28 protein-coding genes and 1 other annotated feature are annotated in these 26,426 nt (G+C 42.1%); of the genes, 21 read left to right on the forward strand and 7 right to left on the reverse strand.

All coding sequences use genetic code 11. The features are described 5' to 3' along the window. Window positions 1-37 precede the first annotated feature (37 nt). Window positions 38-991 carry an aromatic acid exporter family protein gene (locus tag V6Z54_RS15235; protein WP_024422917.1) on the forward strand — a complete coding sequence of 318 codons (954 nt, stop codon included), beginning with the start codon at window positions 38-40 and terminating at the stop codon, window positions 989-991. Between the two features lie 52 nt (window positions 992-1,043). Further along, window positions 1,044-1,553: a L,D-transpeptidase gene (locus tag V6Z54_RS15240; RefSeq protein ID WP_041086088.1), complete on the forward strand. Its 510-nt coding sequence runs from the start codon at window positions 1,044-1,046 to the stop codon at window positions 1,551-1,553. A gap of 38 nt (window positions 1,554-1,591) precedes the next feature. Here V6Z54_RS15240 and prli42 read toward each other — a convergent pair whose 3' ends face one another. Beyond that, window positions 1,592-1,684, reverse strand: a complete 93-nt coding sequence (gene prli42, locus V6Z54_RS15245) for a stressosome-associated protein Prli42 (RefSeq protein ID WP_149126490.1) — start codon at window positions 1,682-1,684, stop codon at window positions 1,592-1,594. A gap of 101 nt (window positions 1,685-1,785) precedes the next feature. On the opposite strand from prli42, the gene mce reads away from it, so the two are divergent. The 4 genes from mce to V6Z54_RS15265 are packed head-to-tail and all read left to right on the forward strand — an operon-like array spanning window position 1,786 to window position 5,281. Beyond that, the gene (gene mce / locus V6Z54_RS15250; RefSeq protein WP_338527468.1) at window positions 1,786-2,208 is read left to right on the forward strand and encodes a methylmalonyl-CoA epimerase; all 423 of its coding nucleotides are present in this window, start codon (window positions 1,786-1,788) and stop codon (window positions 2,206-2,208) included. Continuing rightward, the gene (locus V6Z54_RS15255; protein WP_081378156.1) at window positions 2,201-3,664 is read left to right on the forward strand and encodes an acyl-CoA carboxylase subunit beta; all 1,464 of its coding nucleotides are present in this window, start codon (window positions 2,201-2,203) and stop codon (window positions 3,662-3,664) included. Before mce ends, V6Z54_RS15255 begins: the two co-directional genes overlap by 8 nt. Window positions 3,665-3,680: 16 nt before the next feature. After that, window positions 3,681-4,802: a tripeptidase T gene (locus tag V6Z54_RS15260; protein ID WP_111292258.1), complete on the forward strand. Its 1,122-nt coding sequence runs from the start codon at window positions 3,681-3,683 to the stop codon at window positions 4,800-4,802. 14 nt (window positions 4,803-4,816) lie between these two features. Beyond that, window positions 4,817-5,281 (forward strand): chemotaxis protein CheW, encoded by a 465-nt coding sequence (locus V6Z54_RS15265; RefSeq protein ID WP_039179788.1) that lies wholly within the window; start codon window positions 4,817-4,819, stop codon window positions 5,279-5,281. Window positions 5,282-5,317: 36 nt separating this feature from the next. Here V6Z54_RS15265 and V6Z54_RS15270 read toward each other — a convergent pair whose 3' ends face one another. Together V6Z54_RS15270 and V6Z54_RS15275 are read right to left on the reverse strand one after the other, a co-directional pair. Then, complete coding sequence (locus V6Z54_RS15270; RefSeq protein ID WP_231120215.1) at window positions 5,318-6,097, reverse strand: membrane protein insertase YidC; 780 nt, start codon at window positions 6,095-6,097, stop codon at window positions 5,318-5,320. 67 nt (window positions 6,098-6,164) lie between these two features. Next, window positions 6,165-6,446: a hypothetical protein gene (locus tag V6Z54_RS15275; RefSeq protein ID WP_041086075.1), complete on the reverse strand. Its 282-nt coding sequence runs from the start codon at window positions 6,444-6,446 to the stop codon at window positions 6,165-6,167. Between the two features lie 180 nt (window positions 6,447-6,626). Between V6Z54_RS15275 and V6Z54_RS15280 the strand changes: the two genes are divergently transcribed. From V6Z54_RS15280 to V6Z54_RS15325, 10 genes are all read left to right on the forward strand, one after another. Next, the gene (locus V6Z54_RS15280; RefSeq protein WP_073979723.1) at window positions 6,627-7,619 is read left to right on the forward strand and encodes a carbon-nitrogen hydrolase family protein; all 993 of its coding nucleotides are present in this window, start codon (window positions 6,627-6,629) and stop codon (window positions 7,617-7,619) included. 113 nt (window positions 7,620-7,732) lie between these two features. Continuing rightward, window positions 7,733-8,977 carry a DNA polymerase IV gene (locus V6Z54_RS15285; RefSeq protein ID WP_041086073.1) on the forward strand — a complete coding sequence of 415 codons (1,245 nt, stop codon included), beginning with the start codon at window positions 7,733-7,735 and terminating at the stop codon, window positions 8,975-8,977. Between the two features lie 98 nt (window positions 8,978-9,075). Further along, complete coding sequence (gndA, locus tag V6Z54_RS15290; protein WP_041086071.1) at window positions 9,076-10,485, forward strand: NADP-dependent phosphogluconate dehydrogenase; 1,410 nt, start codon at window positions 9,076-9,078, stop codon at window positions 10,483-10,485. A gap of 116 nt (window positions 10,486-10,601) precedes the next feature. After that, on the forward strand, window positions 10,602-11,450 hold the full coding sequence (locus V6Z54_RS15295) for a GRP family sugar transporter (protein ID WP_218677562.1): 849 nt from the start codon (window positions 10,602-10,604) through the stop codon (window positions 11,448-11,450). A 12-nt stretch (window positions 11,451-11,462) separates the two neighbouring features. Then, window positions 11,463-12,248 (forward strand): SDR family oxidoreductase, encoded by a 786-nt coding sequence (locus tag V6Z54_RS15300; protein ID WP_338527469.1) that lies wholly within the window; start codon window positions 11,463-11,465, stop codon window positions 12,246-12,248. Window positions 12,249-12,383: 135 nt separating this feature from the next. Beyond that, complete coding sequence (locus V6Z54_RS15305; protein ID WP_041086064.1) at window positions 12,384-12,695, forward strand: PTS sugar transporter subunit IIB; 312 nt, start codon at window positions 12,384-12,386, stop codon at window positions 12,693-12,695. Window positions 12,696-12,698: 3 nt separating this feature from the next. Continuing rightward, the gene (locus V6Z54_RS15310; protein WP_041086062.1) at window positions 12,699-13,031 is read left to right on the forward strand and encodes a PTS lactose/cellobiose transporter subunit IIA; all 333 of its coding nucleotides are present in this window, start codon (window positions 12,699-12,701) and stop codon (window positions 13,029-13,031) included. 25 nt (window positions 13,032-13,056) lie between these two features. After that, complete coding sequence (gene celB / locus V6Z54_RS15315) at window positions 13,057-14,403, forward strand: PTS cellobiose transporter subunit IIC (protein ID WP_039179764.1); 1,347 nt, start codon at window positions 13,057-13,059, stop codon at window positions 14,401-14,403. Next, window positions 14,387-15,793, forward strand: a complete 1,407-nt coding sequence (locus V6Z54_RS15320) for a glycoside hydrolase family 1 protein (protein WP_218677411.1) — start codon at window positions 14,387-14,389, stop codon at window positions 15,791-15,793. Before celB ends, V6Z54_RS15320 begins: the two co-directional genes overlap by 17 nt. Window positions 15,794-15,983: 190 nt before the next feature. Continuing rightward, the gene (locus V6Z54_RS15325) at window positions 15,984-16,706 is read left to right on the forward strand and encodes a GntR family transcriptional regulator (protein ID WP_075611607.1); all 723 of its coding nucleotides are present in this window, start codon (window positions 15,984-15,986) and stop codon (window positions 16,704-16,706) included. Between the two features lie 36 nt (window positions 16,707-16,742). Here the strand turns inward: V6Z54_RS15325 and zwf are convergent, their stop codons facing one another. After that, entirely contained in the window at window positions 16,743-18,218 is a 1,476-nt protein-coding gene (gene zwf, locus V6Z54_RS15330; RefSeq protein WP_269103299.1) for a glucose-6-phosphate dehydrogenase, read from the reverse strand. Window positions 18,219-18,439: 221 nt separating this feature from the next. Here zwf and rnz point away from each other — a divergent pair, with 221 nt between their 5' ends. Continuing rightward, the gene (gene rnz, locus V6Z54_RS15335) at window positions 18,440-19,369 is read left to right on the forward strand and encodes a ribonuclease Z (RefSeq protein ID WP_338527470.1); all 930 of its coding nucleotides are present in this window, start codon (window positions 18,440-18,442) and stop codon (window positions 19,367-19,369) included. A gap of 139 nt (window positions 19,370-19,508) precedes the next feature. Then, entirely contained in the window at window positions 19,509-20,816 is a 1,308-nt protein-coding gene (locus tag V6Z54_RS15340) for an aminotransferase class I/II-fold pyridoxal phosphate-dependent enzyme (RefSeq protein ID WP_075611604.1), read from the forward strand. Window positions 20,817-20,862: 46 nt separating this feature from the next. Here V6Z54_RS15340 and V6Z54_RS15345 read toward each other — a convergent pair whose 3' ends face one another. Continuing rightward, window positions 20,863-21,627, reverse strand: a complete 765-nt coding sequence (locus V6Z54_RS15345; protein WP_041086052.1) for an alpha/beta hydrolase — start codon at window positions 21,625-21,627, stop codon at window positions 20,863-20,865. A 120-nt stretch (window positions 21,628-21,747) separates the two neighbouring features. Continuing rightward, on the reverse strand, window positions 21,748-22,764 hold the full coding sequence (gene namA, locus V6Z54_RS15350) for an NADPH dehydrogenase NamA (protein WP_080772260.1): 1,017 nt from the start codon (window positions 22,762-22,764) through the stop codon (window positions 21,748-21,750). Window positions 22,765-22,904: 140 nt separating this feature from the next. Between namA and V6Z54_RS15355 the strand changes: the two genes are divergently transcribed. From V6Z54_RS15355 to V6Z54_RS15365, 3 genes are all read left to right on the forward strand, one after another. After that, window positions 22,905-24,518 carry a M20/M25/M40 family metallo-hydrolase gene (locus V6Z54_RS15355; protein WP_041086050.1) on the forward strand — a complete coding sequence of 538 codons (1,614 nt, stop codon included), beginning with the start codon at window positions 22,905-22,907 and terminating at the stop codon, window positions 24,516-24,518. A gap of 130 nt (window positions 24,519-24,648) precedes the next feature. Beyond that, window positions 24,649-25,137 (forward strand): DinB family protein, encoded by a 489-nt coding sequence (locus tag V6Z54_RS15360; protein WP_305960286.1) that lies wholly within the window; start codon window positions 24,649-24,651, stop codon window positions 25,135-25,137. A gap of 13 nt (window positions 25,138-25,150) precedes the next feature. Beyond that, window positions 25,151-25,294 (forward strand): hypothetical protein, encoded by a 144-nt coding sequence (locus tag V6Z54_RS15365; protein WP_155761598.1) that lies wholly within the window; start codon window positions 25,151-25,153, stop codon window positions 25,292-25,294. Between the two features lie 49 nt (window positions 25,295-25,343). Here V6Z54_RS15365 and proC read toward each other — a convergent pair whose 3' ends face one another. After that, entirely contained in the window at window positions 25,344-26,171 is an 828-nt protein-coding gene (gene proC, locus V6Z54_RS15370; RefSeq protein WP_269103304.1) for a pyrroline-5-carboxylate reductase, read from the reverse strand. A gap of 41 nt (window positions 26,172-26,212) precedes the next feature. Beyond that, window positions 26,213-26,424: a binding site (T-box leader), on the reverse strand. Window positions 26,425-26,426: the final 2 nt, after the last annotated feature.

The raw sequence follows: 26,426 nt of genomic DNA on the forward strand, positions 1-26,426 counted from the left end.
GTGAATGGAAACAAGACAGAAAAGAGTGAATCATATCATGTTTAAAATCGGCTACCGAACGCTGAAAACAGCATTAGGAACAGCGATCGCTATTTATATTGCACAATTGCTTGGCTTGCAAAATTATTCAGCTGCCGGGATTATTACGATCCTGTGTATTCAGGTGACAAAGAAAAGATCCCTCTTAGCATCGGGAGCCCGCTTTGCAGCATGCAGTCTTGCTATTTTATTTTCTTATTTATTTTTCGATCTGATCGGGTATCATCCTTTTGTGATCGGTTTGATGCTGCTTGTCTTTATTCCAACAACGGTTCTGCTTCGAATTAAAGAAGGGATTGTCACAAGTTCAGTCATCATTCTCCATTTATACATGTCTGGCGGGATTACCCTGCATCTCATTTGGAATGAACTGCTGCTGATTACTATTGGTGTTGGGGTAGCGCTGATTATGAACCTATATATGCCTAGTGTTGATAAAAAGCTCAAACGCTACAGCGAACAGATTGAAGCCAACTTTGCTAAAATCTTTGAAGAAATCGAGCAATACTTAATGACAGGGAAGCAAGACTGGACAGGAAAAGAAATACCAGAGACACATCAATTGATTAAAGAAGCAAAAGCTCTTGCATATCGTGATGTTGAAAACCATGTATTAAGACATGAAAACCTGTACTATCATTATTTCAACATGAGACAAAAGCAATTTGAAATCATTGAGCGTGTGCTGCCCAAAATTACGTCGATTTCCGTCACAACGGAGCATGGACAAATCATTGCAGAATACATTAGAGACTTACGCGAACATATTCACCCAGGGAACACAGCGCATAAGTTTTTAAGACGTCTCATTGATATGAAAGAAGAATTCGACGCACTTCCGCTCCCGCAAACACGAGAAGAATTTGAGGCAAGAGCGGCACTCTTTCATTTCCTCGGTGAAATGGAACAATATTTAGTACTGAAAAGCTATTTTAAAGGGATGAAAGAATAGAGACGCATGAGTTCCTCCTTCATTGGTCAATCTAATGAAAAAGGAGGAGCCTATGCGTCTTTTATTTTATACCGTACTGACCATGTCCCTTTCACCTATCTGGCCGCTTGGACAAAACCCGCTGCCAGGTGACCCATTTGTCATTATTAATAAACAAACGAATGAACTTGCCTTTATTGATCATGGGAAAATTCAAAAAGTATATCCTGCCTCTACAGGAAAAACAGCAGATTTAACGCCAGAAGGTGAATTTACCATTATGATCAAAGCGAAAGATCCCTATTACAGAAGAAAAAATATTGAAGGCGGTGCGAAGAATAATCCTCTTGGACGAAGATGGATTGGATTTGATGCACGAGGAACAGATGGCAGAACCTATGGAATTCATGGAACAAGTGATGAAACTTCGATTGGGAAATTTATCACGGCAGGCTGTGTGAGACTTCATAATCAAGATGTAGAGCTGCTGTTTGATCAGCTTCCAATTGGAACAAAGGTATGGATTACAAAATCAAGTGCTTCCTTTGAAACGCTTGCCAAAGACAAACAGGCCATTCGTTGATATCCCGAATCACCTGCTTGTCTGCTTTTATTCAATCCTTATAAAAAGGCTGCTGCTCCTGCTAAAAGTGAAGAAACTAACAGCAGGCTAATCATAAGCAATACCATAAATTTCATGAATTTTTGAGACATATCGCACCCCTATAACCGAAGATTTTTGCGACAAGCGCAGTTGTCTTTATTTTATCTGGTTTTTTCATATGCGACAAGTGATCAGCAAAGGAAGTGAACGGATGACACAAATCGATCATATTGCCATTGCCGTCTTTTCTATTAAAGAAACATCTCAAACGCTTCATCAGCTATTTAATTGGCATTTTTCAGACATACAAGAGATTCCTGAGCAGGAGATAAAAGCGTCCTTCGCTTCACTTGATGATCTGTACATTGAATTAATTGAGCCGATGTCAGCACGCAGCAAACTACATAATTTCTTAACAAAAAGAGGAGAGGGGCTTCATCATATTGCGCTAAAGTCGGGTGACATTCAGGCTGATCTTAGCCGTCTCGATCACCTTGGCGTGCAGCTTCTCCAAAAAACAGCACAGTTGGGCGCCAGCGGAAAGCAAATTGCATTTATTTCACCTAAAGAAACGTCAGGTGTGTTATTTGAATTGTGCGAGTCCTTGAAAGGAGAGAAACATAGTGATGAATGAATCGTTCAATGACTTGTCTGAATGGCGGAAGAAAGCGTTAATGGGTGGCGGCGAAAAACGAGCAGCGGTTCACAAGAACAAAGGAAAGCTGACGGCTCGAGAGCGGCTTCATGAACTTCTTGACGAGGGCAGCTTGATGGAAATTCAGTCATTTGCAACAGGCGATCTGTCAGAGCATGTTGGAGACGGTGTCGTCATTGGAACGGGACTCATTCATGGAAAACCAGTATGTGTTTATGCACAAGATGCAACAGTATATGGGGGCTCATTAGGCGAAATGCATGCGAAGAAAATTGCCGCTTTAATGGATCTGGCCGCTAAAAATCAGATGCCGGTCATCGGTCTAAAAGACTCAGGTGGTGCGAGAATTCAAGAGGGTGTGGTATCATTAGAAGGATACGGACAGATTTTTAAACGGAATGTGCTGTACTCTGGTCGAATCCCGCAAATATCTGTTATTTTAGGTTCATGTGCTGGAGGTGCAGTCTATTCTCCTGCATTGACTGATTTTGTCTTCATGACAGAGCAAACAGCTCATATGTTTTTAACTGGTCCGAAAGTAATAGAAAAAGCAACAGGAGAAACGGTCTGTCCTGACCGTCTTGGCGGTGCAAGTGTTCAGCATCAGACAAGCGGAAATGTGCACTATACTGGGAAAGATGAGAAGGACGTGTTAAAAGCGGTTCGAACTCTTTTAACGTACATACAAACGAAACAACAGGCTGTCACACGCGCTGGGGCACGAAAGCACGATTCCGCCGATCCAGGCAGAATTCTGCCAAAGAATCCATCACGCACCTATGATGTCAAACAAGTGGTGACAGCGATAACCGATCCAGACTCATTCTTTGAAACGCAGCCTTGTTTCTCAAAAAATATTGTCACAGGTTTTGCCAGATTACAAGGAGCCTCCATTGGTGTTGTTGCCAATCAGCCAAAGGTGCTGGCAGGCAGCCTTGATCTTGACGCTGCCGATAAAGCGGCCAGGTTTATTCGATTTTGCGATGCGTTTCATATTCCGATCTTAACCCTTGTGGACGTTCCTGGTTTTTTACCAGGGGAGAAAGCTGAGCATGCAGGAATTATCCGCCACGGTGCAAAGCTTTTATATGCGTATGCTGAAGCAACCGTTCCCAAAATCACTGTGATTTTAAGAAAGGCGTTTGGCGGTGCTTATGTCGCGATGAATAGTAAGGGCTTAGGCGCTGACTTTGTTTATGCATGGCCAGAGGCCGAAATTGATGTCATGGGGAAAACGTTCGCAGACGAAATCGTTCATCCTGCTTCGCGCGAGTCTATGAACAAACCAAGTGTATGGAAAGCGGCTCAGGCAGGTCTGATAGACGATATTTTCATGCCGGCTGAAACGAGAAAGCGATTGATCCGCTCATTTGATGTACTGCGCAGTAAGGAAGAAGATAGACCGTTAAAAAAGCATGGCAACATGCCGCTATAAGAGGAGGAGCATCATCATGATCAATGAAAAACGCTTACTAGACGAATTTTTAGAATTAGTTCAGATTGATTCAGAAACAAAACACGAAGAGAAAATTGTTGAAGTCCTAAAAGAAAAATTCTCGCAGCTTGGTCTAAAAGTGGTTGAAGACGATTCAAAAGCGGTAACAGGCCACGGCGCAGGCAACCTTGTCTGCACATTAGAAGGAAATCAAGAGGCAGATACGATTTATTTCACTTCCCATATGGATACAGTTGTACCGGGAAATGGCGTAAAACCAGTCATTGAGGACGGCTATGTGAAAACAGATGGAACAACGATTCTTGGAGCTGACGATAAAACAGGACTTGCTGCTATGTTTGAAGCGGTCCGCGTGTTGAAAGAGAAAAATTTACCGCACGGGACGATTGAATTTGTGATCACAGCAGGTGAGGAATCAGGACTTGTTGGAGCAAAAGCGTTAGATCCGAATTTGATGACAGCGAAATACGGCTATGCCCTTGATTCAGATGGCAAGGTTGGTACGATTATCGTCGCTGCACCAACACAGGCAAAAGTACGTGCAACGATTTATGGAAAAACAGCTCACGCAGGTGTCGCGCCTGAAAAAGGTGTGTCTGCGATTACTATTGCATCAAAAGCAATTGCCAGCATGCCTCTTGGCCGGATTGATGAAGAAACAACGGCGAATATCGGCCGTTTTGAAGGCGGAACACAGACGAATATTGTGTGCGATCAAGTCGATATTTTGGCGGAAGCACGCTCTTTAGAACCAGCAAAAATGGAAGCTCAAGTAGCGAAGATGAAAGAAGCCTTTGAAAAAACCGCTAAAGAAATGGGCGGAAGTGCCGATGTACAAATTGACATCATGTATCCAGGCTTCAAATTCTCACACGGCGATCAAGTCGTAGAAGTGGCGAAAAAAGCGGCAGCAAAAATTGGTCGTCCTTCAGAACTGCAGACGAGCGGCGGAGGCAGTGATGCAAACGTCATTGCAGGCAACGGCGTCCCAACTGTCAACCTAGCTGTTGGATATGAAGATATTCATACGAAAAATGAGAAAATGCCGATTGAAGAATTAGTCAAAACAGCTGAAATGGTTCTCGCCATTATCGAAGAAACGACAAATCCATCGTAAAGGCAGGAGACTCTGTGAGCGCGCAAAAGATTATTATTTTTCAGGTGGGGCAAGAGGAGTTTGGCATCAGTGTAGAGCATATTCGTTCGATTGAAAAGGTCCCTTACTTACAAGAAGTATCGAACCTTCCAAAAGAAATTAAAGGGCTGATGTCATTAAGAGGAGAGGTCATTCCTGTCAGTGACACAGGTGTGATGCTTCACGGAAAGCCTCTTGATGTAAACGAGCAGTCAAAGGTACTGCTATTTGAAGTAAACGATCAAATGATTGGCTGTCTTGTCTCAGATGCAAAAGATATTATCGATATCGAGCAAAGCGAGATCAAGCCATTTCATATGAACACGAAGGCCTCTGAATATTTCTTCGGCGTTGTTGAGAGAGAAAACAAAATGATTTTACAAGTGGACCCAAATAAGTTCCTTGGGAAAATTGAGGACCTCGATCAATTGCCAGACCGGTTGAAAGAAGAATTGGCATAATGAAAAGCCCCTTATCTTTAGATAAGGGGTTTATTTTTATTCAGCAGCTGGTTTGGCTTGTTCGTTAGCCGCAGCTTTCGTTTTTGATTTTTGGTACATGACATTTAAAATAATCGTTTGAATCGTGAGTAGTAGTCCGCTTGTCATCCAGTATAAAGGAAGAGCAGCGGGTGCATTAATTGAAAGAAACAGCATCATGATTGGAAAAATCATGCCCATTACTTTCGCTTGCTTCAGCGCAGCCTCTGTCTGGGTGCCTGATTGCTTCGCAAATTTTTGCGTGACATAAAATTGCAAGAAATACATAGCTCCTGCAAAAATAGCCACCAATAAATCGGTTTGTCCTAAGTTAAACCATAAGAATGAGTGTGTTGCGATCTCAGGTGTTGAGCGGATCGCTGAGTAAAAGCCAAGAACAATTGGAATTTGAATCAGCATCGGCAGACAGCCCATGGCAAGCGGGTTCACATTGTTCTCTTTATAAACTTTCATCATTTCCATTTGCAGTTCTTTTTGTTTTTCAGGATCTTTCGTTTTCTTCAATTTGCTTTGTATTTGGTCAATCTGAGGCTTCACCAGTGCCATTTTTTCCTGCATGACTCTTTGCTTCTTAAATTGGTTCGCAAAAAGCGGGAAAATCAGCAGGCGGACAATCAAGGTGACGAACATAATGGATAAACCATAATCATCATGGAAAAAGTTCGCAAGCCAAATGATCAGCTCAGAAAAAGGCTGAACAAAATAATGATGGAAAAACCCATCAGAGCTCGTATTCGTTTGCGCACTCGCTGCAAATGCAGGTGACGCAATCATCATCAAACATAAAGTCGTAAACACAGTCAATAAACGTTTCAATTCGTTTCCTCCTCATGATTAAAAAAATTTAATTCGTGAGAAGAAGCGAATGGTCTTCATCATCATTAGATGATCTTTTCATTCGAATGACTTTACTAATCCAAGTTGTAATGCGATCATATATGATAAACAGAAAGTCTGTTCGATTCAAGCAAGATGCGTCCAACTCTTCCAAACGATGCCCACCAAGGTGTTCGTTCATACGGCAGTCTTTTAGTAAAAACGCAATGCCGATGGCCGTCAGCGCTGGAAGAATAATCGTAAAGAATTCAACAAGGAAAAAGACTTCATTGAATGTATCAATAATCATGATTATCACATCCATTTCATTACTCACAGTGTACTATACACATGGTTAAATGTCTAACAGAACCGCGTGTTTTCTCTATAAAATAAAATTACCTATTTTGTTCAAAATAGGTAATGTCATCCAAACTTCATATTTCCTATCCTATAATGAGGGGGATGAAAAGAAATGGAGGTTTTGAATATGACAAGTATTTATCCAAAGTTTCGAGCAGCTGCGGTACAAGCAGCACCAGTCTACTTAAATTTGGAAGCAACCGTTGAGAAATCATGCGACCTGATTGACGAGGCAGCTTCAAATGGTGCAAAGCTTGTGGCATTCCCAGAAGCATTTTTACCTGGTTACCCTTGGTTTGCTTTTATTGGTCATCCAGAATATACAAGAAAGTTCTATCATGAATTATATAAAAATGCAGTTGAAATCCCTAGCTTAGCCATTCAAAAAATCAGTGAAGCAGCAAAAAGAAATGAAACGTACGTTTGTATATCATGCAGTGAAAAAGATGGCGGCTCTCTCTATTTAGCTCAGCTTTGGTTTAATCCAAATGGGGATTTAATAGGAAAACATCGGAAAATGAGAGCTTCTGTAGCAGAAAGACTCATTTGGGGGGATGGAAGTGGCAGTATGATGCCGGTGTTTCAAACTGAAATTGGAAACCTAGGCGGATTGATGTGCTGGGAGCATCAAGTCCCGCTAAATCTTATGGCGATGAATGCCCAAAATGAGCAGGTACATGTAGCCTCTTGGCCAGGTTATTTTGATGATGAAATATCAAGCAGATATTATGCCATCGCGACACAGACATTTGTGCTGATGACATCATCTATATATACGGAAGAAATGAAAGCGATGATTTGTTTAACGCAGGAGCAAAGAGATTACTTTGAAACATTTAAGAGCGGGCATACGTGCATTTACGGGCCGGATGGGGAGCCGATCAGTGATATGGTTCCAGCTGAAACAGAGGGAATTGCTTACGCTGACATTGATGTAGAAAGAGTCATTGATTACAAGTATTATATTGATCCGGCTGGACACTACTCCAATCAAAGTTTGAGTATGAATTTTAATCAACAGCCTACTCCGGTTGTGAAACAATTATATCCTCAAAAAAATGAAGTATTCACATATGAGGACATTCAATATCAACATGGTATACTTGAAGAAAAAGTGTAAATGAACGTGAAACCTTCTCTTTTTTAGAGAAGGTTTTTTTAAGGAAAGATGAAATAAATCAATGTATAATCAAAAATAGCTGATCAAAATTCAGGTAGACAGAAAATGGGGTTATGCCAATGTCAAATATTATTTTTCATATAGACATGAATGCTTTTTATGCCAATGTAGAAATGGCGTATGATCCTTCTTTGCGAGGGAAACCTTTAGCCATCAGCGGAAATGCAAAAGAGCGTAAAGGGATTGTTGTGACGTGCAGCTACGAGGCGAGAGCATTAGGTGTGAAGCCCCCGATGCCCTTGTGGGAGGCGAAGCGGCTATGTCCGGGACTCATTGTCCGCACACCGAACTTTGACCGGTACCGCAGCTCCTCACAAGAGATGTTTACAATACTAAGAGAATACAGTGATTTAGTCGAACCTGTATCGATTGATGAGGGCTACATTGATTTAACGCATACGCCATATGCCGAACATGCGGTAAAAACGGCTCATGATATTCAAACAAGGCTAGTAGAGGAGCTGATGCTTCCTTCAAGTATCGGCATTGCACCGAATAAATTTTTAGCGAAAATGGCGTCTAATTGGAAAAAGCCAATGGGAATCACCATATTGCGTAAACGAGATGTTCCGAATATGCTTTGGCCGCTCCCTGCTGGTGACATGCACGGGGTTGGACAAAAAACGGCAGATAAATTGAAAACCATCGGAATTCATACTATAGAAGACTTAGCGAAAGCGAATGAGTATACGCTAAAAGAATTGCTTGGCATTAATGGACCGAGATTAAAGCAAAAGGCGAATGGTGAACATGACGGCATCGTGGACCCAGAAAGAATATACGAATTTAAATCCGTCGGCAATTCATCCACTCTGCCTCATGATTCGGATGATTCAGATGAACTTGTCACGTTAATTGATAAGCTGTCACAATCTGTGAGTGCAAGGTTAAGGAGAAAAGAAGTGATGGCGAATCGGCTGCTCATCATGATTCGGTATGCAAGCTGGAAAAATATCACGCGAAGTGTCATGCTCACAAATCCAACGGATCGAAAGGAAGAAATATTTGAAGCGGCAAAGCAGTTATTCCTGAAACATTGGAATGACCAGCCAGTGAGGCTCTTAGGTGTAACGGGGACAGACCTTGTCGAACGAAAAGCAGCCGTTAAACAGCTTGATTTATTTTCATATACAGAAGATGCAAAAGAAGAGCCCCTCCAAACCATTTTAGATGGACTGAAAGAAAAATATGGAAAACCATTGGTGCAAAGAGGGATCACCATTAAGGAAAAAGAGAGTAAAACAAGCGGGACAAGTTTCAATAAAGATTTTTTTCAGGACGAAAGAGGAAATGACTAGCCTGAAAACTTGATAAAAGAGGTGATGTTGTGGTAATTTCAAAGGGTACATCATTTCAGCAGTAATCAATATAGTGTGTTAGAAGGGACGTCAGAATTATGTCAAAACAACAAATCGGTGTGGTTGGACTAGCCGTTATGGGGAAAAACCTTGCCCTCAATATTGAAAGCCGCGGTTTCTCCGTATCCGTTTATAACAGATCTAGCAGCAAAACAGAAGAGTTTCTGCAAGAAGCAGAAGGAAAAAACGTTGTTGGCACATACAGCATCGAAGAATTTGTTCAGTCGCTTGAAACACCGCGTAAAATTCTTTTAATGGTAAAAGCTGGTGCAGCAACAGATGCAACCATTCAATCATTACTTCCTCACCTAGAGAAAGGTGACATTTTAATTGATGGTGGAAATACATATTACAAGGATACACAAAGACGTAATCAAGAGCTTGCAGAAAGTGGCATTCACTTTATTGGTACAGGTGTTTCCGGCGGTGAAGAAGGCGCGCTAAAAGGTCCTTCCATCATGCCAGGCGGTCAAAAAGAAGCACATGAGCTAGTGAAACCAATTTTAGAAGCGATCTCTGCGAAAGTAGATGGCGAGCCTTGTACAACGTATATCGGCCCAGATGGAGCAGGACATTATGTCAAAATGGTTCATAACGGTATCGAGTACGGAGATATGCAATTGATCTCTGAATCCTACTTTATCTTGAAGCATGTTGCTGGATTGTCAGCAGGGGAGCTTCATGAAGTATTCTCAGAGTGGAATAAAGGCGAGCTTGACAGCTATTTAATCGAAATTACAGCTGACATTTTCACAAAAGTGGATGAAGAAACAAACCAGCCGCTTGTGGATGTGATCTTAGATAAAGCTGGTCAAAAAGGAACTGGAAAATGGACAAGCAAAAGCTCACTTGATCTAGGTGTCCCGCTTCCAATCATTACTGAGTCTGTTTTTGCGCGCTACATTTCAGCAATGAAAGATGAGCGAGTGGAAGCAAGTCAATTGATCCAAGGTCCTGAGCCTGCGCAATCAGCTGAGAATAAACAAGAGCTGATCGAAGCGGTTAGAAAAGCCCTATTCATGAGTAAAATCTGTTCTTACGCACAAGGCTTTGCGCAAATGAAAGCAGCGTCTGATGAATATAACTGGGATTTAAAATACGGTGAAATTGCGATGATCTTCCGCGGCGGATGTATCATTCGTGCAGCCTTCTTACAACAAATTAAAGAAGCATATGACCGTAATCCTGAACTGAAAAACCTATTGCTTGATCCATACTTTAAGGATATTGCTCAAAACTATCAATCATCACTTCGTAAAGTCATTTCACTTGCAGTGGAACAAGGAGTTCCTGTTCCTTCATTCTCAAGTGCACTTGCTTACTTTGATAGCTATCGCACAGCTGTCCTTCCAGCGAATTTAATTCAAGCACAGCGTGACTATTTCGGTGCACATACGTATGAGCGCACAGATAAAGAAGGCGTATTCCATACTGAATGGATGAAATAAATAGAGAACGACTGAAAAACCTTACCTTTGGTAAGGTTTTTTTGTTTGCATCTTTTCGGCTAAAAATGTGAAAAAGAGGGATGCTATGTAAAAAAGACAAGGAAGTAGGGATAGAGGTGGGCATCTTATATGCACTTCTCCCAGCGATATTTTGGGGAAGTATTGTTCTCATCAGTGTCAAATTAGGCGGGAATGCGTATCAGCAAACCCTCGGCATTACGCTCGGCGCGTTTTTATTTTCGATTGTAGCTTTTTTCATCAAAATGCCAGAGCTGACACCGCTTATATTTGCGGTTTCCGTCATTTCAGGAATCTTTTGGAGTATTGGACAAATGAATCAGCTTTCAAGTGTCGCTTTTCTCGGCGTGTCTAAAGCGGTTCCTTTATCAACGGGCATGCAGCTTGTGAGCACAACGCTATTTGGCGTCATGGTCTTCAAAGAATGGCAGACGATGACGGTCATACTCATTGGTTCTTGCGCCATTTTACTAATCATTGCAGGTGTTGTCATGACATCGCTCGGTCAAAAAAAGAATGGCGGTGAGGATGGCAGAGGCAATTTTAAAAAAGGGATCATTATTCTTCTCATCTCAACCGTTGGCTACGTCGGATATGTCGTCATTTTAAGATGGTTTGATATTGATGGCTGGTCTGCACTCGTCCCGCAATCTGTCGGCATGCTGCTTTCATCCTTAGCGATTAGTTTAAAGCAGGATCCATTTAGTAAATATACGTTTAGAAATATCATTGCCGGTCTTGTTTGGTCAACAGGAAATCTTGGGCTGCTTTTGGCCATTCCATTAATTGGCGTAGCCGTAAGCTTTTCGATGTCACAAACAGGGATTGTTATCTCAACGCTAGGCGGCATTTACTTATTAAAAGAGAAAGCATCGAGAACAAGCTTTGTCATTGCAGGCTGCTTGATGATTATTGCAGGCGGTGTGCTGCTAGGCTTTACAAAATAGGAGGTTACACGAATGTATCCAGATTTAGAAGGAAAAACAGTTGTAATTACAGGCGCAGGTACAGGAATTGGCCAAGCGATGGCACGCCGATTTGGACAAGAAAAAGCCAATGTGGTGATCAATTACTTCTTCGATAAAGAAAATCCGGATGACACCATTGCAGAAATTCAAAAACATGGCGGACAGGCTGTGAAAATCAAGGGAGATGTATCAAAGGAAGAGGATATGCAGGCGATGATTAATAAAGCTGTTGATACATTCGGCAGTCTTGATGTGATGATCAATAACGCAGGCATTGAAAATGAAGTGCCTTCCACCGAAATGACACTGGATAATTGGAACAAAGTGATGTCTACCAATTTAACAGGTATGTTTCTAGGATGCCGTGATGCACTGAGGTATATGACAGATCATGGGATAGAAGGCTCGATCATTAATATGTCGTCGGTTCATCAGCAAATTCCTTGGCCTCATTTTGTGCATTATGCAGCTAGTAAAGGAGGCGCCAAGCTTTTGACAGAAACATTGGCGCTTGAATATGCCCCTAAAAAAATCCGTGTAAACAGTATTGCACCAGGCGCCATTGATACCCCGATTAATGCGGAAAAATTCGATGATCCAGAATTGAAAAAAGGCGTGATTGAGCTGATTCCAATCGGCTATATTGGAAAGCCGGAAGAAGTGGCAGCATGCGCTGTCTGGCTGGCATCAAAAGAAGCAAGCTATGTTACGGGCCTAACGTTATATGTAGACGGCGGCATGACAAAGTATCCTGGGTTTCAGGCAGGAAAAGGATAATATAAAAAAAGAGCGTAAAATACGCTCTTTTTTATATTAAATACAGACAAATAAAACTAAATGTCTAGACATTTAAAAATAAAAATATATAATATTAATTGGAAGCGCTTTTATTACAACAATGGGGTGAGAGAAATGAAACGTATTTTATTAGCATGCAGTTCAGGAATGTCTACGAGTTTACTAGTGACAAAGATGAAAGCACATGCCGATTCAATTGGGGACGAAGCAGAAATTTGGGCAGTTGGGCAAGATCAAGCGAGAAAAGAAATGGCGAATGCGGATGTTGTGTTAATCGGACCGCAAATGAGCTTTTTAAAAGGAGACCTGCAAAAAGAAGCAAAAAAATACGGAATTGAGGTAGAGGTCATTGATATGCAGGCGTACGGGCTTGCTGATGGACAAAAAGCGTATGAACAGGCACTTACACTGATGGGGGAATCTTAAAGGATGGAAAAGAAAACACTCGAAGGGCTCACGGAGGAACAAGTCAGCTTTCAATTGATCTTACACAGTGGGAATGCACGCAGCAAATTGCTCGAGGCTCTGAAACAATATCGAGAAGGTCTAGAAGAACAGGCTTTTGGTCTCATGAAAGAAGCGGAAGAAGATTTACGGCATGCACATGACATCCATTTTCAACTCGTACAGAAGGAGGCAGGAGGAGAAACAACATCCTTTTCCTTACTGCTCATGCACGCCGAAGATCACTTAATGTCGACCATTACTATCAAGGAGCTTGTGGGAGAGCTCCTGCCGATATTCCAATCGCTGAAACAATAAAGGGTGTAAACAAGGGGGGAAACCAATGTTTGATAAAATAAGTGCCATTTTGGTTCCGATTGCTGGGAGATTGAACAACAACCGCTATTTAGGCGTATTACGGGATGCCTTTATGCTTGCGTTCCCGCTCACCATCTTTGGTTCCATTATGGTTGTGCTGATGAATTTGCCATTTTTAGATAAAATCATGAGTAAAACCGTACTGGAAGGCGTCCAGTCTGCACTGAATATCGCACCGAGTGCGACCATCAGCATTATGAGTGTGTTTGTTGTATTTGGGATCGGCTACTATTTATCAAAAAGCTATGATGTAGAAGCTGTCTTTGGCGGCGTGATTGCTTTAGCCTCTTTCTTGCTTCTAACTCCGTTTTTACTAGAACAAGAAGGCGGTGCAACGATTGCAGGCGTCATCCCAGTCGATCGTTTAGGTGCAAAGGGGATGTTCCTAGGAATGATCACAGGCTTTTTATCTGCTGAAATTTATCGTTATTTTGTCCAGAAGAAATTTGTGATCAATATGCCGCAAGGGGTTCCGCCAGCTGTTTCCAAGTCTTTTGCTGCACTGATCCCGGCTACTTTGACACTTACAACCTTTTTATTAATTAATATCATCATTACACAAGGCTTCAAAACAAATATGCATGATCTGATTTATCATGCAATTCAGGCGCCGCTTGTCGGTCTTGGAAGCGGTATCATTCCGACGTTGATCGCTGTTTTCTTTATACAAATTCTTTGGTTCTTTGGGCTCCACGGCCAAATTATTATCAACTCTGTCATGGATCCGATTTGGAATACATTATCCATTCAAAACCTAGAGAGCTATACAAAAACAGGTGAGGTTCCTAATATCATCAGCAAGCAGTTTATTGAAATCTATACGGTTGGAATGGGTGGAACCGGTATGACGCTTGCTGTTGTATTTACCATTTTAATTTTCCTGAAAAGTAAGCAATTAAAACAAGTAGCCAAGCTCGGCTTAGGACCAGGATTATTTAACGTCAATGAACCGATTATCTTCGGTTTACCAATTGTTATGAATCCGCTTATTCTGATTCCGTGGATTTTGGCGCCAATGGTCATTACATGTATTACTTATTTTGCGATGGCATCAGGCATTGTACCGCCGCCTACAGGCGTGAATATCCCGTGGACAGTACCGATCTTTATTAGCGGAATGATGGCGACTAATTCACTAGCTGGCGGTCTGCTTCAGTTGTTTAACCTGATGATTGTGTTTGTCATTTGGTTCCCGTTCCTGAAATTTATTGACCGGATGAATGTGAAAAATGAAAAAATAACGACAACAGAAAATACGAAGGCAGCAAACATCAAAGGTGAAGGAGACTCAATACATGTCGATGGAAACTAACAAGCAATCATATACATTCCCAGAAGGTTTCTGGTGGGGATCTTCTGCTTCGGCGACGCAAACGGAAGGGAGCGTCCCTGGTGATGGAAAGGGACCAAACATTTGGGATCATTGGTTTGAACAAGAGCCGACTCGTTTTTTTGATGGCGTAGGGCCGAACGTGACATCTCAATTTTATCGAAAATATAAAGAAGATATCCGTCTAATGAAAGAAATTGGCCACAATTCATTTCGGCTGTCGATTTCATGGTCACGACTTTTACCTGAAGGAACAGGTGCCGTCAATGAAGAAGCGGTGTCCTTTTATAATGATGTGATCAATGAACTGATTGCACATGATATCGAGCCATTTGTGAACCTATACCATTTCGATATGCCAATGGCGCTGCAGGAGAAAGGCGGCTGGGTGAACAGACAGGTGGTCGACGATTATGTCAGCTATGCGACATTATGCTTCCAATTATTTGGTGACCGGGTGAAAAAATGGTTTACCCATAACGAACCGATTGTCCCTGTAGAAGGCGGATATATGTATAGCTTTCATTATCCAAACGAAGTCGATTTCCAAAAGGCTGTGCAGGTCGGTTTTCATGAACTGTTATCAAATGCGAAGGCGATTGCGGCTTATAAAGAGATGCAGCAAGACGGTAAGATTGGCATCATCTTAAACCTGACCCCTTCGTATCCGCGAAGTCAGAATCCGCGCGATGTAGAAGCAGCAGAGATGGCCGATGCTTTCTTTAACCGCTCCTTCTTAGATCCTGCGGTGAAAGGACATTTCCCGGAAAAACTAGTAGAAGTCTTAAAGAAAGAAGGCTTTATGCCAAGTATGGAAGAAGGGGACCTTGAGCTGATTCAAGAGAATACGATTGATCTTCTTGGCATCAACTATTATCAACCAAGAAGAGTGAAAGCGAAAGAGTATATGCCGCATCCTCAAGCACCATTTATGCCGAACCATTACTTTGATTCTTTTGAGATGCCGGGAAGAAAAATGAATGTGTATCGAGGCTGGGAAATCTATGAAAAGGGCATTTACGATATATTGAAAAAAGTCCAGACAGACTATAATAATATCGAATGCTTTATTTCTGAAAATGGAATGGGTGTCGAAGGAGAGGAGCGGTTTAAGGATGAAGAAGGAATGATTCATGACGATTACCGCATTGACTTTATATCTGAGCATCTCAAGTGGGTGCATCAAGCCATTCAAGAAGGAAGCAATGTGAAAGGTTATCATCTGTGGACATTTATGGACAACTGGTCCTGGTCGAATGCATATAAAAATCGTTATGGATTTGTCTCAGTTGATCTTCAAAAAGACGGGAAACGAACGATTAAGAAGAGTGGATACTGGTTTCAATCAGTTTCAAAGAATAACGGTTTTTAATCAAAATACTTGCTCTTTCCTTGAAAAGGGCAAGTATTTTTCTTATGTGACGGTAAGTGGATGAAACAAAAATGGCTGGCACCTTTTAAGCTCACATCCCTTAGTGTAGAATGAGAGGAAGGCTACAAAAACGCCATATTCCTTCTAGAAATAAGGCGCTATGAAAAAACAAGTCAGTTGGTGGTGTGAGATGAAGAAGTACGAACTCATTTCAGAAGAAATCAGAAAACGAATAGGAACAGCATATTATCCAGAAGATCAACCCATTCCAGATGAAAACTCGCTTGCCGCTGAATTTCAATGCAGCAGAATGACGATGAAGCGTGCGCTTGATCTTCTCGTTGCAGAAGGTCTGCTCTTTAGAAAAAGAGGCCACGGTACATTTATTGTAAAGGCAGCGCTCAATCAAGGGGCCATCAATGTCTCAGGCCATGAAAATAAAGGGTTCACAAAAGTCATGGCGGATAAAAACGTCACGACTCAAATCATTCACTTTGATGTCCATTTTCCAAGCGAAGAGGTGGCAGCCCATCTATCTATTGACTCAACCACACCTGTTTATGATATCATCCGGCTCCGTCTAGTGGATGAAGAGCCTTATGTATTAGAAAAAACGTTTATGCCTGTCAATCTCATTAAGGGCATAGATGAAGAGGTTCTACTTGGTTCTATCTATAGCTACATTTCAAATGATCTTCATTTAAAAGTAGCAGGAGCGCACAAGAAAATCAGAGCGGCTAAATCAGATCAGCTGGATCAGCAGTATTTGGGCTGTGACCCAACGGATCCCGTGCTTGAAGTCGAGCAGGTTGCTTATTTAAACACCGGGCGGCCGTTTGAATACTCATTTAGCCATCACCGCTATGATAAATTTGACTTTTCAACGGTTGAAATCACGAAAACAGGACGTTAAAAAAAGAGCAGAACCCCCGAGGGAGACTGCTCTTTTTTATATATTCCACCAATGATATCCATCTTTTTCTAGAAGCTCATCCGCTTCTTTCGGTCCCATAGAACCAGCAGGATAGTTTGGTTTTAATGTTTTGTTTTCTGCCCATTTCTCAGAAATCGGATCAACAAAGTTCCAAGAAAGTGCTACTTCATCCCAGTGAGCAAAGTTTGTTGCATCGCCTAGTAAGCAGTCATGAATCAGTTTTTCATATGCTTCTGGTGTATTCATGATGTCGTTATAGTTTGTTTGGTAGTCGAGTTTAATCGGTTTCGCATACGTGCCGCCATCCAGCTTGCGAGCATTCAGGTGAAGGGTGATGCCTTCATCTGGCTGAATATGAATGACAAGTAGGTTTGGATGCATGGCATTTCCGTTACCATAGTACAGGTTCATTGGAATGTCTTTAAATTGAACCACGATTTGAGTAGATTTCTTTTCTAACCGTTTTCCTGTCCGAATGTAAAATGGCACCCCGGCCCATCTAAAGTTATCAATGAGCAGTTTCCCTGCCACAAATGTTTCTGTGTTTGAGTTCGGGTCAACATTTTGCTCTTCCAAATAAGAAGGAACCTCGCTGCCATCAATCGTACCCGTATCATACTGTCCGCGGACAAAGAATTGATCGACCTCATCTTTAGAGAAAGGACGAAGAGCGCGCAATACTTTCCGTTTTTCGCTGCGGATTTCCTCTGTATTCAGTTTAATTGGCGGCTCCATTGCTAAAAGGGCAACCATTTGAAGCATATGGTTTTGGACCATATCTCTTAGTGCACCAGAATTTTCGTAATATCGAGCCCGGTCTTCAACCCCTAATGATTCACTGGATGTAATTTGAATGTTTGAGATATAACGGTTTGTCCAAAGTGGTTCAAAGATGGCATTCGCAAAACGGATAACCTCAATGTTTTGAACCATTTGTTTACCAAGATAGTGGTCAATACGATAAATTTGATCTTCTGTGAATGCATCACGAATTTCTTCATTTAATGTTTTCGCACTTGGCAGATCATGCCCAAATGGCTTTTCAATGACAAGTCGTGACCAGCCGGTTGTTTCTGATACGCCCTCACTCTTTAGGAACTTCGCAATCGTTCCGAAGAATTCCGGTGCCATAGCTAAATAGAACATGCGGTTATTTGGAATACTGTACGTATCTTCAAGGCCTGTTAGAAGCGTGTTAAGTGATTGATAGGAAGCAGGGCTTGATACGTCAAAATCGTGATAATAGAAATGTGAAATGAATTCCTCTGTTTTCGCTTCTGCATCATCAGAAGAAACAGATTCTTTTACCACAGCTCTGAGGTCCTCATGAGACCACGGACGGCGTCCAACTCCGACAACAGCGAATTGATCACCGAGCTTTCCGCTATGATAAAGTCTATGTATAGAAGGGTAGAGCTTGCGTTTGGCAAGGTCTCCTGTTGCGCCAAAAATGACAATGACTGCTTTAGGGTTATTAGTTTCTGTATTCACGAGAAGTACCTCACTTTATTCGTAGCATTGTTGTAAAAACCGAGAATGTATGTACATTTTCTTTATTTTAAAGGTTCATTGTTCGTAAAGCAAACATTTGATTCGACTTTTTCTGCTCTCGTTTCACTTTTTTCAAAAATTCCGCTGAATTCACATTTACCTTGTCTTCATGTATTCTATATGAATGAAGATATTGTATACCGGCTTTAGGAGGAAAAGTAATGGAACTGCTCTTTTTAGGAACAGGTGCAGGCATTCCTGCAAAAACAAGAAACGTCACTTGCACAGCGCTAAAGCTTTTAGAAGAAAGAAATGCAGTGTGGCTTTTTGATTGCGGAGAAGCAACGCAGCACCAAATCTTACATACAACGATTAAACCGAGAAAAATCGAGAAAATATTTATCACACATATGCACGGAGATCATGTATATGGCCTTCCGGGACTTCTTGGCAGCAGATCCTTTCAAGGCGGGGAGGATGAATTGACGATCTATGGACCAAAGGGCATCAAGGCCTTTGTAAACGCAGCACTTTCAGCCTCGCAAACGCATTTGACATATCCGCTGCATATCATAGAAATAGATGAAGGGATCGTATTTGAAGATGATACCTTTCAAGTAGAAGCAAGAAGAGTCTCTCACGGGATTCCAGCTTACGGCTACCGGGTTGTGGAAAGAGATATGCCTGGTGCATTAAAAGCCGAAGACCTAAAAGAAATCGGTGTAAAACCTGGACCTTTGTATCAGAAGTTGAAAAATGGGGAATCCGTGACACTCGAAGATGGAAGAACTATCGATGGAACCGATTATTTGGAACCCCCTAAAAAAGGGAGAATCGTTGCATTTTCAGGAGATACCCGTTTGTGCGAGAATATAACAAGGCTTGCCAAAAATGCGGATGTGTTAGTCCATGAAGCAACATTCGGTAAAGAAGATGCAGATTTAGCCTACAATTATTATCACAGCACAACAGAACAAGCAGCGAAAACAGCACAGGAAGCAGGCGCAAAAAGGCTTATTTTGACCCATATAAGTGCACGTTACCAAGGAGAAGAGGCACTGAAACAACTGTTGAAAGAAGCCCGCGATATATTTCCGCTGACAGAAGCTGCACATGATTTCTCTTCTTTCCCCATTGAACGCACCCTGTAAAAATTGGATGAATCGTCAAAAAAAGTTGTGTGATTTTTTTGATATTTATGATGACGCTCTTTTTCAGGTAGTGGTAAAATGGTGAAGAAAAAACAAATGACGAATCAAACTATGAAGAATACGGGAGGCACAATCAAAGATGAGCGGTTTTACAGCATTAAGTGAAGCAGAATTGAATGACCTATATGTGGCACTACAAAATGAGTATGAAACTTACAAAAGTAAAAACTTGCACTTAGACATGTCTAGAGGGAAGCCTTCACCAAAACAGCTCGATTTGTCTATGGGCATGCTCGATGTTGTGACATCAAAGGATGCAATGACAGCTGAAGATGGCACAGATGTGCGAAACTATGGCGGCTTGACAGGCCTTCCTGAAACGAAGAAATTTTTTGCAGAAGTTCTGAATTTAAAGCCAGAACAAATCATCATCGGCGGTAACTCAAGTCTGAATATGATGCATGATACCATTGCACGTGCGATGACTCACGGCGTATGTGACAGCAAAACACCTTGGGGAGAATTGCCAAAGGTAAAATTCCTTGCACCAAGCCCAGGGTATGACCGTCATTTTGCCATTTGTGAGCTATTTAACATAGAGATGATCACGGTCGATATGAAGGCTGATGGACCTGATATGGATCAGGTAGAAAAATTGGTCGCAGAAGATGAAGCGATTAAAGGCATTTGGTGTGTACCGAAATATAGCAATCCAGACGGCATTACGTATTCAGATGAAGTCGTTGACCGCCTAGCTTCAATGAAAACAAAAGCAGACGACTTCCGAATTTTTTGGGATGATGCATATGCAGTCCACCATCTAACGGATACACCTGATACGTTAAAAGATATTTTTCAAGCAGTCGAAGAGGCAGGATACCCGAACCGTGTGTTTATGTTTGCGTCTACGTCTAAAATTACATTCCCAGGCTCAGGTGTTGCTCTGATGGCGTCTAGCCCGGACAATGTGAGCTTTACTCAAAAGCAATTATCGATTCAAACGATCGGACCGGACAAAATCAATCAACTAAGACATCTTCGTTTCTTCCAAAATCCAGAAGGTTTGAAGGAACATATGAAAAAGCATGCAGCGATCATTAAGCCGAAATTTGACCTCGTTCTTTCTATTCTTGATGAGAAACTTGGCGGGAAAGACATCGCTGAATGGCACAAGCCAAATGGCGGATATTTTATTAGTTTAAATACACTTGATCATTGTGCAAAAGCTGTTGTGCAAAAAGCTAAAGAAGCAGGTGTCACAATGACAGGTGCAGGTGCAACATATCCATATGGAAAAGATCCGCTTGATCGTAACATTCGCATTGCACCAACATTCCCGGCTCTTGAAGAACTAGAGCAAGCGATTGACATCTTTACATTATGTGTTCAGCTTGTCAGCATTGAAAAGCTGCTTTCTGAAAAAAGTCAATCTGCTCCAATGGCATAAATTAAAGAAACTCCTTGACTCATAACAGGTCAAGGAGTTTTTCGTTTTAATTGGCAGTTTGATAATAGGAGACAGGTTGTTTGGCTGCGCACCATACATCATAGATGGCAAGCTGTACAATATGCGGTTCATCTTGATGAATATAGTGCGAGCTGTTCTGCGCCTGAATCCATCCGCTTTGGGATGACAAAGACAGCATGCGTTTATGAAGTCTGAGCCAAGCTTCATGCGCTGGATGAAACAATCGGCTCTTACCTGATGAAATGACAAGAAGCGGCATCATCCCATAATGGTTTTGCTCCTCTTTGATTGTGCTTAACATTTGCTGAAAGTCCTCATGCGTACATTCTGCTGTAAATTGCGTCATATATGAAGTGCGTTCTTCCTTTGATAAAAGCGGCAAGATCACCTGCTCTTGTTCCTCGCTTGCTGGGTCTAGCAGCACCATGCCAATGACATCATCTCCTCTTCGGCTTGCCCATAGCCGGCTGACAAGAGAGCCGAATGAGTGAGCGACGATGAGAAATGGCGGCTGAATATTGGCTTCTTTCAGTAGCGCATCTAAATCATCAGCGAGGTCATGCAAGGTTCTTCCTTCACAGCTCTCACTGCTCTTTCCATTTCCTAAACGGTCGTATAAGAAAACCCCAAGCTCTGGGTCAATATCACGGGCCATATTCGACCACGTATCACTAGAAATGCCGTAGCCGGCTTCAAAGATAATCGTGGCTTGCCTTTTGCCTTGACGATGTTTTGTATAAAAATGGTGTCCATCTATATGATACATTTTTTCAATCATTGCCGAATTCATTCTTCCATCTCCTCTAAGTGGTTCTTTAGCTAAAAGACGGCACAAAAGGCAGATATGTTTCTCTTAAAAACAAAAAAGATGCCTATTTCGAAAAATAGACACCTTTTTTCCTAAGAGCTTTTACCAAGCGCGATCATATTGACGCGGGCTTTCAATGGATGTACGGAGCTCTTGAGCAGCTGTTTTTGGAAAGTATGGATCGCGTAAAAATTCTCTGCCAATAAAGATCAAATCTGCACGCTGATTTCGTAAAATCTCCTCTGCCTGTACACCAGATGTGATCAGACCGACAGCAGCTGTTTGAATGCCGGCACCTTCTTTTATTTTCTCAGCGAATGTTACTTGATAGCCGGGGAATGTGTTGATTTTCGCCTGTACGACAGCACCTGAGCTGACATCGATTAAGTCGACACCTTGCTCTTTGAGCCAAGTGGCAATGCCAATATAATCTGCAATATCAAGTCCTTTTGTTGTGTAATCAGAAGCCGACACACGGACAAATAAAGGTCCGTCCCATACGGCGTTGACTGCGTCTACGACTTCTCTTAAGAAACGATAGCGGTTTTCTGGTGAACCGCCATAGTCGTCTGTTCGGTGGTTCGCCAGCGGTGAAAGAAATTCATTGATTAAATAGCCATGTGCACCATGAATTTCAATGATGTCAAAGCCCGCTTTTTTTGCCCGTACAGCTGCATCCTGAAACGCCTGAACGGTATCTTTGATTTGATCAACAGACATCTCGACAGGGGTTTTAGATGTTTCATCAAATGGAATGCTTGATGGTGCAAGGATGTCCCCATCAAGTTCAGCTTTACGTCCTGCATGGGCTAGCTGGATGGCTGTCTTCGTTCCGTATGCTTTGATTTGTTCGTTTAATGAAGCAAATCCTTCAATGTGCTCATCGCTCCAAATACCGAGGTCTTGATCACTAATTCTTCCCTCAGGAGATACAGCACTTGCTTCCACCATGATGAGGCCAGCCTGACCTTGTGCACGGGAAATATAATGTGTGAAGTGGAAAGGCTGTAATTTCCCATCACGGTCATAGGATGAATACATACACATCGGGGACATCACGATGCGGTTTTTCAGTGTAACACCTTTTAATGTCCAAGGTGAAAAGAGTTTTGTTTCCAAATACCTTCGCCTCCTCATGGAATTGTATAGCCGATTATAACAGCCATTCAAACTTTCGTCATAAAAGGTGCTCAAAGAATATAGCTTTTATACACGTTTTTGTATAATGGAGAGATAGAGACATCAAAGGGGGAGAACGGATGAAATGGCAAACAGAGAGTGAACTAAAGGAGCTCCTGACAGCTCTTATGCAATATGAAAGCATATCAGGTACAACAGGAGAAGTCGCGTTAGCGGAATACTTATATTATTTGCTAAGGGAACGGCCTTATTTTGAGCAGAACCCTGATCATTTGGCTTTGCATCCGATGAAAGATGGCCGGTATTATTTAACGGCACTTGTGAAGCGCAGTACGCTGCGGTGTACCGTGCTGCTTCTTAGTCACTTTGATGTAGTTGATACAGAAGATTACGGCGAATTCCAAAACATGGCATGCAAGCCTGAAGAGTTAATGGCATCCTTTTCGCAAAAAAGTGCGCTTCTTCCAAAGAGGGCAAGAGAGGACCTTGCTTCAGGCGACTGGCTGTTTGGGAGAGGGGCCATGGATATGAAAGCAGGTCTCACCGTGCAGCTTTCTATGCTGGAAAGAGCGATGACAGAAACATTTGATGGAAATGTCCTGCTCGTCACAGTCCCTGATGAAGAAGTGAATTCACAAGGAATGCTTGAGGCTGTCCCGAAACTAAAGGAGCTTAAAGAAAAGCATGACCTTGACTATACCGCGTGTTTAAACAGTGAGCCCATGTTTGAAAAGTATCCAGGGGATGAACATCATTATATGTATACAGGCAGTATAGGAAAGGTATTAGCCGGATTTTTCTGTAAAGGGATTGAAACGCATGTAGGAGAACCATTCTCAGGCTTAAATGCGAATTTTATGGTATCTGAACTAAACCGGCTGTTAGAGCTCAATAGTGATTATTGTGAGGAAGTAGATGGTGAAGTAACGCCTCCCCCTACGAACTTAATGCAAAAAGACTTAAAAGAAGCCTATTCCGTTCAAACACCTCACACAGCCGTATCTTTATTTAATGTGCTCATGATGAAACGTTCAAGTGAAGAACTGCATTGCCTTCTCTATGATACTGCGAAACAAGCCGCAGACCAAATCGAGGCCAATCTTCAGCAAAAAACAGCTGACTTTCAGCGCTTCAAACACTTTACACCCATCGATGCGAGGGTTACGGTTCTCACGTATCACGAGCTGTATCAAAAAGCCGCAGAACGTTCTGGTGAACAGGAAGTCGAGCGCATTGTCAACTATGCATTCGCCAACCGAGGTGAGCTTGGAGATCGTGATTTTTCAACGAAAATTGTCTCGGAGCTGACGACGCTTTGTAAGGAAGAAGGACCGCTGATTGTTCTATTTTATAGTCCGCCATTTTACCCTTCTGTGTCCTCAACAGAAGATCCGCATATTCAGACGACATTAAAGAAGATTCAAGAAGAGGCAAAAGAGGCGTACGGACTTGAAGTGGAGGAAGTGAAATATTTCCCGGGATTGTCTGATTTAAGTTACTTACAGCTCGAAAAGCAGGAGGTAGGTCATTACACGACCAATATGCCACTTTACCAAAAAGGCTATTCTTTACCACAAGGAGAAAAGGAAGCCCTTTACGTTCCAGTCATCAACGTGGGTCCATTAGGAAAGGACCCGCACAAATGGACAGAGCGGCTGCACGTCCCGTTCTCTTTTGGCATTTTGCCAGAATTACTAGAATCAACGATTCATGCTTTATTAGAGAAAAAGTAAGTAGATGTGATGAAGAGCCCTATCTTGATGATAGGGCTTCTATTTTTAAATAAATGATCTTTCCATTTAGATAAATAGAGTATGATATTGATGAAGACTTACATTTATTTGAAGGGGGTAAGAACATTAAATGGAAACTGGGAAATTAACAAAAACAGACATCATCACATCGCTTCAGGAAAGTATGCGTGAACTTGAGAAGCTAGTGGAGGCTTGTAATGATAACACACTGGATCAATCTTTGGGGGAGGGGAAGTGGTCAATCAAGCAGCTCGCCGGGCATTTGTATGACACAGAAGAAGTCTGGTCAGAGCGGATAGAGCAGGCGATATCAGATGATCAAACGTCCTTTCAATCGTATGATCCTGAAATGTATGTGAAAGAAAGAGCGTATGAATGGTATAACGCAGAGGAGATCAAAGCATTGATCAAACGGATGAAAGAGAGAAGATACAACACGCTTCGGCTATTAGAAAAAGATATATGGGAACAATCAGGCCTGCATCCGGAAGAAGGACTGATGACCGTTCAAATATTAGCTGAAACCATCGCTTTACATGAACAACATCATCTGGATCAAATCAAAGCCATCATGTCAATGAGTGAATCATCTACATGAGGAGGTGCTAATAGTGAAGCATCAAGAATTGTTAGTTGATGTGAATTTTTATCAGGCACGTGATTCTTTATTACAACAAGCCATTTCTAGTAAAGAACAGAAAGAACCGAAGTGTGAATCACGAAATTCACACCCAGTGGCCAGCGAAAAAAAATAGAGGGGTATATGTGAAAAAGCACCTGCATCAAAACAGGTGCTTTTCAAATTCATTTATACGTGCTTGCTGAAAACATTTCGTTTAATTCTGCTGCGCGTTTAGTGGCTGTTTTGACACAATCGACAACAGCTTCTTCAAATTGATAGGCAGCCAGTGTGTTCAGGCCGGCTTCTGTTGTTCCGCCTTCACTTGTGATTTCTTTGCGCAGTTCGGCAGGTTCTTTTCCGCTGTCTTGAAGCATATTGGCGGCGCCTGCAATCATTTGGCAAATGAGTAATTTCGCAGTTGCTTGGTCCATTCCAAGTTCCGAAGCACCTCGCTCCATTCCTTCAATCAAATGATAAATGAAGGCAGGGCCGCTGCCTGCGATGGCTGTTACCGCATTTAGCTGCGATTCATCTAATACGGTGACATGCCCGATTGTTTCAAACAGCTCGACGGCCTTTTTCTTTTGCTCCTCAGTCACTTCTTGACTTACGGCAATACCTGTTGCTGACTGCTGAATCGCCGCTGATGTATTTGGCATCGCACGAACGACTGCACTCTTTCCGCCAGCATAGTGTTGAATCGTTTCAATGGAAATACCCGCTAAAATAGAAATGATCAGCTGTCCATGTAAATGAGGACGGACTTCAGAAATTCCGCTTTCTGCATCCTTCGGTTTTAAGGCAAAAACGAGAATATCCGCTTCTTCATAAATAAAGGACCGAGCGAAATCCGTTTTGACCCCATATCGCGCCTGTAATTCCTCTAATCGTTTTTCATTCGTTTTGTTTGTGACAATGATATCTTCATTCGACATCATGCCGCTTTTTAATAAACCTTTGATCATAGACTCTGCCATCGAGCCTGCACCGATAAATCCAATTTTACTCATAAGCTGCTCCTCCTTGTAGAAAATAAAAAAACCTCTCGCCTGAAAAGGACGAAAGGTTTTTCGCGGTACCACCCTCAATTAGCATGCAAACATGCATACTCAGCTCTAGTCCCTTAACGCGGGAAACGTTTAGGTTTGCCTAACAGCTCAAAGGGCAGGTTCAGCAAATAAGAGGATGGTGAAGTCTTACAGCCGGCGGACCTCACTCTCTTGCATCATTATTTTGCTTACTAATCCTTGTCATCGCGCATCATA

This window comes from Bacillus sp. MAG717A, assembly GCF_036884855.1.
In the GTDB taxonomy this organism is placed as follows: domain Bacteria; phylum Bacillota; class Bacilli; order Bacillales; family Bacillaceae; genus Bacillus; species Bacillus safensis.

Bases quoted from the DNA above. Each gene is read 5' to 3' on its own strand.
- V6Z54_RS15235 (WP_024422917.1), top strand. From the start codon at position 38: ATGTTTAAAATCGGCTACCGAACGCTGAAAACAGCATTAGGAACAGCG.
- V6Z54_RS15240 (WP_041086088.1), top strand. From the start codon at position 1,044: ATGCGTCTTTTATTTTATACCGTACTGACCATGTCCCTTTCACCTATC.
- prli42 (WP_149126490.1), bottom strand. From the start codon at position 1,684: ATGTCTCAAAAATTCATGAAATTTATGGTATTGCTTATGATTAGCCTG.
- mce (WP_338527468.1), top strand. From the start codon at position 1,786: ATGACACAAATCGATCATATTGCCATTGCCGTCTTTTCTATTAAAGAA.
- V6Z54_RS15255 (WP_081378156.1), top strand. From the start codon at position 2,201: ATGAATGAATCGTTCAATGACTTGTCTGAATGGCGGAAGAAAGCGTTA.
- V6Z54_RS15260 (WP_111292258.1), top strand. From the start codon at position 3,681: ATGATCAATGAAAAACGCTTACTAGACGAATTTTTAGAATTAGTTCAG.
- V6Z54_RS15270 (WP_231120215.1), bottom strand. From the start codon at position 6,097: ATGATGATTGCGTCACCTGCATTTGCAGCGAGTGCGCAAACGAATACG.
- V6Z54_RS15275 (WP_041086075.1), bottom strand. From the start codon at position 6,446: ATGATTATTGATACATTCAATGAAGTCTTTTTCCTTGTTGAATTCTTT.
- V6Z54_RS15280 (WP_073979723.1), top strand. From the start codon at position 6,627: ATGACAAGTATTTATCCAAAGTTTCGAGCAGCTGCGGTACAAGCAGCA.
- V6Z54_RS15285 (WP_041086073.1), top strand. From the start codon at position 7,733: ATGCCAATGTCAAATATTATTTTTCATATAGACATGAATGCTTTTTAT.
- gndA (WP_041086071.1), top strand. From the start codon at position 9,076: ATGTCAAAACAACAAATCGGTGTGGTTGGACTAGCCGTTATGGGGAAA.
- V6Z54_RS15300 (WP_338527469.1), top strand. From the start codon at position 11,463: ATGTATCCAGATTTAGAAGGAAAAACAGTTGTAATTACAGGCGCAGGT.
- V6Z54_RS15305 (WP_041086064.1), top strand. From the start codon at position 12,384: ATGAAACGTATTTTATTAGCATGCAGTTCAGGAATGTCTACGAGTTTA.
- V6Z54_RS15310 (WP_041086062.1), top strand. From the start codon at position 12,699: ATGGAAAAGAAAACACTCGAAGGGCTCACGGAGGAACAAGTCAGCTTT.
- celB (WP_039179764.1), top strand. From the start codon at position 13,057: ATGTTTGATAAAATAAGTGCCATTTTGGTTCCGATTGCTGGGAGATTG.
- V6Z54_RS15320 (WP_218677411.1), top strand. From the start codon at position 14,387: ATGTCGATGGAAACTAACAAGCAATCATATACATTCCCAGAAGGTTTC.
- V6Z54_RS15325 (WP_075611607.1), top strand. From the start codon at position 15,984: ATGAAGAAGTACGAACTCATTTCAGAAGAAATCAGAAAACGAATAGGA.
- rnz (WP_338527470.1), top strand. From the start codon at position 18,440: ATGGAACTGCTCTTTTTAGGAACAGGTGCAGGCATTCCTGCAAAAACA.
- V6Z54_RS15340 (WP_075611604.1), top strand. From the start codon at position 19,509: ATGAGCGGTTTTACAGCATTAAGTGAAGCAGAATTGAATGACCTATAT.
- V6Z54_RS15345 (WP_041086052.1), bottom strand. From the start codon at position 21,627: ATGAATTCGGCAATGATTGAAAAAATGTATCATATAGATGGACACCAT.
- V6Z54_RS15355 (WP_041086050.1), top strand. From the start codon at position 22,905: ATGAAATGGCAAACAGAGAGTGAACTAAAGGAGCTCCTGACAGCTCTT.
- V6Z54_RS15360 (WP_305960286.1), top strand. From the start codon at position 24,649: ATGGAAACTGGGAAATTAACAAAAACAGACATCATCACATCGCTTCAG.
- proC (WP_269103304.1), bottom strand. From the start codon at position 26,171: ATGAGTAAAATTGGATTTATCGGTGCAGGCTCGATGGCAGAGTCTATG.